This is a genomic window from Bacteroides sp. NSJ-48 (genome assembly GCF_014287405.1).
Classification (GTDB): Bacteria; Bacteroidota; Bacteroidia; order Bacteroidales; family Bacteroidaceae; genus Bacteroides; species Bacteroides stercoris.
The window spans coordinates 1-6,192 of sequence record NZ_JACOOD010000084.1 but is presented as its reverse complement, the minus strand read 5'-3'; the positions used below and the strand labels follow the sequence as shown (position 1 = coordinate 6,192).

Genomic DNA, 6,192 nt, shown 5'->3' with positions numbered 1-6,192 from the left:
ATTTTCAACCTTCCGGCCTTGATAACCCGGTAGCTGAACGACAGATACACCACGCCGGGCACCCGTTCGCCCTGGCTGTTCGTCTGCCGGTACTCCGGTACCAGCCGGAAGTCCTCCAGTTTCTGCATGATATAGCTGTTCCGGATATAGGCATAAGGCACCTTGCCGTCGGTCCGTATCTCGGCATGGCCGTCCGGCTTCGTACCGTAAGGACCGCCGTTCGCCCAGATCCAGCGTCCGCCCAGGGTGAACAGCGTAGCCTTGCTGCCCGTCTTCCATTTGTCCATGCCGGCGGCAAAACTGCTGTTGTCCAGATAACTCTGTTCTTCGCGTATTTCCTTGCGCAAGCTTTCCACGGCTGAATGGATTTTCCCCTCGGTTATCTCAAACCGCGTCAGGATGTCCTCGCCCGTCATCAACACGAACGTACCCTTCAGCCACACGTTGTCGGCATACAGGCCGTTTCCTTTCGGCTGTTTGTCTGCCGGGAAAGCGCTGCTCCTGATGCCGTCCAGCTTACCCAGCCGGCAACGAAGGCAGCCGTTGAAGTTCTTGGCCTTCACACCGTCCAGAATGTCGATACGGGGCTGCCCGTCCTCCGTGGCCGCAATGGATATAAGGTTCTGCCGGAGCGGGTTTTCGGTGTTGCCCATCAGCACGCACTCATCGCCTGCCTCCGGCTTCACCCCGCCAAACTCGCTTACCGGGACCAGCACACCGCCGGCTATCACCGAAGCCACCTCCACCCAGTATGCTTTTAGTTTCTTACCACCCGTAACCGCACAGCGCATCAGGTCATGGGCCACAAAGCCCGATTCCTGCTCAAACACGATGCGGTAGTTGTCGCCCTGCTTCACCACGTCCTTGATCTTGCCGTTGGCAGCGGACACCACCAGCTGGCCGCACACGCTGCGCACCTTCTCGATCAGCAGTTCCAGCGCCACCAGGCTTTGCCGGGCAGTCACTTTGTCCACCGTCAGGTTTGTCAGTCCGGTCAGCTGGTCAATCCACAGCTGCCAGCCCTCACCGGTCAGCCCGTCCACAAACTCCGTGCTGCGCAGCAGTTCGCGGATCACGGCAGTCAAGTATTCGGCATTGCCCTCACCATCCACGATGCCGCAGGGCTTGCCGCCAGCAGCCTCGCCAAAGCTCACACCCTTCAGGAAGCGGATGGACTCTTTGGCTGTGTCCGGCTGGTTCTTGCTCAGGAACTCTTTCTGGCTGCGCCGGGCGGAAAACAGGTTGTTGTCCGTGGGCAGCGTCTTGTCCCAGCTTCGTATGATGTCCGGAAGGGCAGCGCCTTCCGTCTTTGATTTCGTATAGCTTTTCAGCGCACCGATGCTGTCCGTCACCTTGTCGAACTTGCCCACCTGCAGCGCATCGCTTATCTCGATGTCCATCTGCCCGGGTTCGTTCACCTTGCGGCTGATCTTGGTGATACGGCTCTGACGGTAGCCTTTTTCCGGGAAATACTTCCGGCTCTCCAGCTTCACCCGTCTGCCCACAAACAGGTCTATGCCGTGCTCCTCGATGTATACCGGGTCTGTCGGGGCTTTGTAGGCGGCAATGTCCAGCCAGTGGTCCCGGTTGTACTCGTCCACCGCAACCGCAAACTCCTCTTCGGCCAGCCGGTAATACTCATCCGGCATCCGGATATTCCACAGGATATAGGTGTCGCCTGCTCGGGGCACCAGCTTGCCGCCCGGCAGCTGGGTGTCGTCATCGTAGGGCCAGATGGTGATCAGTTCGAATTCACGTGCCGCGCTGTCGTAGTTCACCTCAAAATAGTGGTCGTCACTCTCCCCGAGTCCGGCCAGGTCGCCTGTCTGGAACGACACACGTTTTGTCTCACCCGCCAGCTCGTACAGGTTGGGGTCAAAGTCCAGTTCCCCGTCCCGGAAATAATAGACGGTGAATTTGTTTCCTTCATCGTCTGCCACCTCCTCGCTGCGAACCGAGCTCACCGTACCGACCCGACGGGGGAAGATGCCGCTGAAAGCATCCTGCTCGTAATGGTCATAGATGCCATATTCCTCCACGCCCTGCTCGATGTACTTCCTGCCGCCGGGAAGCATCAGACGCGGGCTGCCGTATTTCTCCGCATCGATGTTGCGGGTCGAGCCTACCGGGAACAGGCGCGTATAGAATTTGGCCGTGTTGCTCGTATCTCTTTCCAGGGAGGTCAGCCCCTTGCCATAGCCAAGGGTGATTTCTTCCCCGTGTTCGCAGCGGCACACGTTCACAGTCTGCCCCTCAACCCACCATTCCACCTTGCCGCCTGCCTTTTCCGCGATGGCTTTCAGCGCTTCGTCGCAGTACATCCCCTCGTAGTCTATCGTGATCAGCTCCGTACCTTCCACCGTACCCGTCTTCCAGTCAGTAATGTGGCCCATGCCGTTATTGATAGCCTTCACCACCATCGCCACATGCTCGCGGGGCGTGGCCGTCAGGGTAAACAGGGGGTTGGTGTCCCCGTCCGTCGTCTCCAGCACCAGGAACCGCTTGATCAGGCTCTCGATACCGTACAGCTTCAGGTTATACTCCCATTCACCATCGCTCACCTGCTTCGGCGTGTAGCGTTCTGTCAGCCAGTACCGTTCGCCCAGATAGTCCGTGTAGTCGTTCACGTCCAGGGGCAGGAAGGCATAATAGCTGAACGACAGGGAAAGCACATTGTCTCCCTGCACTTCCTTGCTTTGCGTCGAGCTGTCGTTCACGGCCACATCCGCACGCTTGGTTCCGGCTTTATCATATATCGTTAGAAGCATATTCTAATAGCGTTTGAATGGTTATATAATCGGTTTCGGTTCCCGGAACTTTACCCGGAACTTTCCGGCATGCACACCTTCCGTCCACAGATAGGTCAGCGGGGTGAACTTCGTACAGTCGGCATACTTCACCCGCAGCTGCAGATCCAGCTGGGGGAAACGGATCTCCAGCCAGCCGTCCTTCCCTTGCTTCAGGAAATTCACAAAGGCAAAGTACTGCTTCATCCAGCCTGCCTGGGTCTTGTTGTAAAGCGCAAAATGCAGCGTCACGTCACGCGCTTCATTCCGTGGGGTCAGCACGGGGCTGTATTTTTCCCCGTGCTCTTCCCGTATGTCCACAGCCGTATCCTTCTTGGCCTTGCTCGGGGTCAGGATGGCCGTCAGGTTCTCCATGCCCCCGCGTCGGTCTTCCACCAGGAACACGCCGTATTCCGTCCAGATGTCCGTGCCGTTCACCAGCACCAGTCCGCTCAGTATATTGCCCATATCACTTCACTTTTAGTCCGTCACGTATCATTTTCTTTATCACTTCCTTCAGTTCGCCCAGGTGTCCGGCGCTCACACCGGTGTTCTCGGCTATCCGGGCCAGATGCCCTTCAGCCGTGTCCATCTTCTCCACCACGCTTTCCAGCCGGTCGTCCATGCTGCTCCAGTGCTGCAGCCCGCCGGTGAACATGCCCTCCAGCTTCGTGCCCTGGTCCTGCGTCATGGCCGTAAAGCCGCCCGCTTTCGCACTTTGGCTCGTACCGCCCTGCTGCGTCTTGTCATAACCGGTGGCTGCCGCCAGGTTGTCACGCAGGGCAAGGGCTTCATCCATATACTGCATGTACTCTTCCATCAGCGCGTTCCGTTCCGCCTCGGTCAGTTCGTTGTCCTCCATGGCCTTGCCGAACTTCTCCCACCAGCCTTTCAGTTTGTCGCTGTACATCTCACCGATCTTGTTGCTCAGCATCGCCCGCATGAAGTACTCGGATATATCCTCCGCCGCATCCTTGGCACCGTACTTCATGTTCATCAGGTTGTCGATGAAGCTGCTGTACATACCGTCGAACGAAATGCCCGTCAGCCCTTCATACAGCTGGTCGGTCAGTTCCTCCAGCTTGCCGGCCTGGTCTATGTAGTCATCCAGTTTCTCGGTCAGTCGCCCGCCATAGCCTCCCTTACCGGTATTCTGGATTTGCGTCCACATATCCACGTTGCTGCGCAGTGCCTTCATTTCCTCCGGGCTCAGGCTCCACAGGTTCCCGTCCCACTGGCGGCCGATCTGTCCGCTCAGTTTGTCTATCTGTGCCTGGTTGAAACCGCCCCAGTAGTAGTTCCAGCTGTGGTGACTTCCGCTGTAGCGTGCCTGTTCCTTTGCTATCTGCAGATAGTTTGCATTCGTTTCTTTTTGGTATTTGTAAGCATCCCGGTAAGCTTCCACCGATTTTGTCCCCTTGCTTGCCTTAATGGTATCGGTCAGGTCTTCGATGGAAGTCTGCAGTTTCTCGTTCCGGTCCGTAAGACGGTCTATAGCCGCCTGCACTTCCCTGGCGTTCCCGCCGATGCCGAACAGTTTGTTGAAACCTCCGAAAGACACCGTGTTCAGCAGTCCTCCGATACCATTCACAAGGGAACCGCCTATCTGTTTGAACAGGTCTCCGCTGAGGATATTGTCGAGTATTCCGGTTATCGCATTGAAAATGGTATCTATCAATGATGAGATAATCGGGCCAATACCGTCTTTCAGCAAATCCAGTATGGAGAGAATGGCCGATATGATTTGTCCGATGACTCCGGCACTTGACAGGGTTTCGGACATCCGGCTGATGGCATCGCCGACCTTGCCTCCGATATTCAGTTTTGAAAGACCGGTAAGCATGTTCTGGATTCCTTCAAATGATCCCTGCAAGGTTCCGCTCGCAAAGCCGTGCAACCCGTCGGATACCATGTTCAACCCGTCAACCGTGTCCCGGGAGGCACTTTTCACCTCCCCGGCAAGCGCCTTCATTTCAGAGGTGGCGTTCAGGTATTCTTCGTCAGCTGAAATGCTGGACGATTGGGCCATTTGAAGAGCGATTTTAGTACGTTCTATTTCTGCCTGGTTACCGCTTTCAAGAGCCTTGTTGTAATCGGTCTGCGCTGCTTTTAACCGAATGAATGCCGCTTCCTGCTGCAGTTCCGCATTTTGCACGCGTGTTACGGCATCCCCCAAAGCGTGCATCTGCGTTTGCAGCCGGGCAAAATCCAATGTCCCGTTGCCACCGGGGAGCATGCTTTGAATCCGTTCGATGGCATCGTAAACGACCTGCTGGTCTGCGGCTCCCGTTTTTTTGAACTCATCCGTCTTGACATACTGTTTAAGCTCGCCAAGCAGGTTCTTCATCTGGTCTGCAAGCAGACCGGTCAAATCCCCGAACGCTGCTCCCCAGTCTATCTTCTGGGTAAGGGCTTCCATGTCCACTTTGTGCACAGCCGCATCACGCTGCTTCTCCAAAGTCAGCCTTTCTCCCTGGGACTGTGCCTTGCGGATTTTCTCGGCATATTCTTCAGCGATGGCCAGTTTCTGCTGCTGGAAGGTCCCGTATTCCTTCAGATAGTCACGCATGGCTTCCGCCTCTTCCCTGTACACGTCCGCCTCCGCTTTTTTCCTTGACTCGGTGTTTGAGGCACGGGCTTTTTCAAGTTCATCCTGTTGCTCCCGGGTAAGTCCGTTATCTCCGGTGGAAAGACCGGCTTCCTTGTTCTCACGCTTCCAGTCGGCTTCCTGCCGGTTTATTTCTTCTTTCCGGGCGTTATAGTCATATTCGATTTGTGCCAGTTTCTTTTCGGTACCGGCTTGCATACGGTCTATCTCTTCCTTCCGGTTCTCGGCCTGCAGGGCGGCAAGATCCTGCGCCAGCCTGCGCTCTGTGGCAAGCCGTTGCTTGGCTTCCGCTTCCGGATTCTTCCCGGACTGTTCGGGGTCGGTATGTCCGCCGATATTTCCTTTTTTGGCTGCTTCTGCCGCTTTCTTTACCTCTTCCTCCGCTTTTTTCAGATAACCGTCGCGTTTGTTTTCGGCATTTTTCAACAGTATGTCATAAGCTTCCTGATCATGTTTCTTAATGGCAGCCTGTGCATCATAGAACTGCCCGGATTCTGCCATGCTTGACTGCATGATATATTGTCCCCATTTCCCGAAAAAACCCATGGCGCTTTCCGCCTCTTCCGGTTTCTGCGCCTTGATTTTATTCACCTCTTCATCGGCTTCTGCAGCTTTTTTTACAAGGTTCTGGACATTGGCCTGGTGCAGCAGGACCTGTACATAGTCCTCGCTCTTTTGGATAAGGGTATCATACCATTCGGAAAGTGTTTTATAATACCCGAAAGATTCCCCGTACTTGCGGTTCAGTTCCTCTACCTTCGCCTTTTCCTGTTCCTTGCTGCCGGTGAAGTTCTTTAT

Annotated in this window: 3 protein-coding genes; all 3 read right to left on the bottom strand. The window is 55.6% G+C overall.

Annotated elements, in window-relative coordinates; genetic code table 11:
* On the bottom strand, positions 1-2,768 hold a 2,768-nt coding region (locus tag H8S52_RS19325; RefSeq protein WP_186910393.1), incomplete at its 3' end, for a hypothetical protein.
* 21 nt (positions 2,769-2,789) lie between these two features.
* Positions 2,790-3,254, bottom strand: a complete 465-nt coding sequence (locus H8S52_RS19320; protein WP_005798248.1) for a hypothetical protein — start codon at positions 3,252-3,254, stop codon at positions 2,790-2,792.
* A gap of 1 nt (position 3,255) precedes the next feature.
* On the bottom strand, positions 3,256-6,192 hold a 2,937-nt coding region (locus H8S52_RS19315), incomplete at its 5' end, for a viral A-type inclusion protein (RefSeq protein WP_186910392.1).

Excerpts from the sequence above, each read along its gene's own strand:
- H8S52_RS19320 (WP_005798248.1), bottom strand. The coding sequence starts at position 3,254 with ATGGGCAATATACTGAGCGGACTGGTGCTGGTGAACGGCACGGACATC.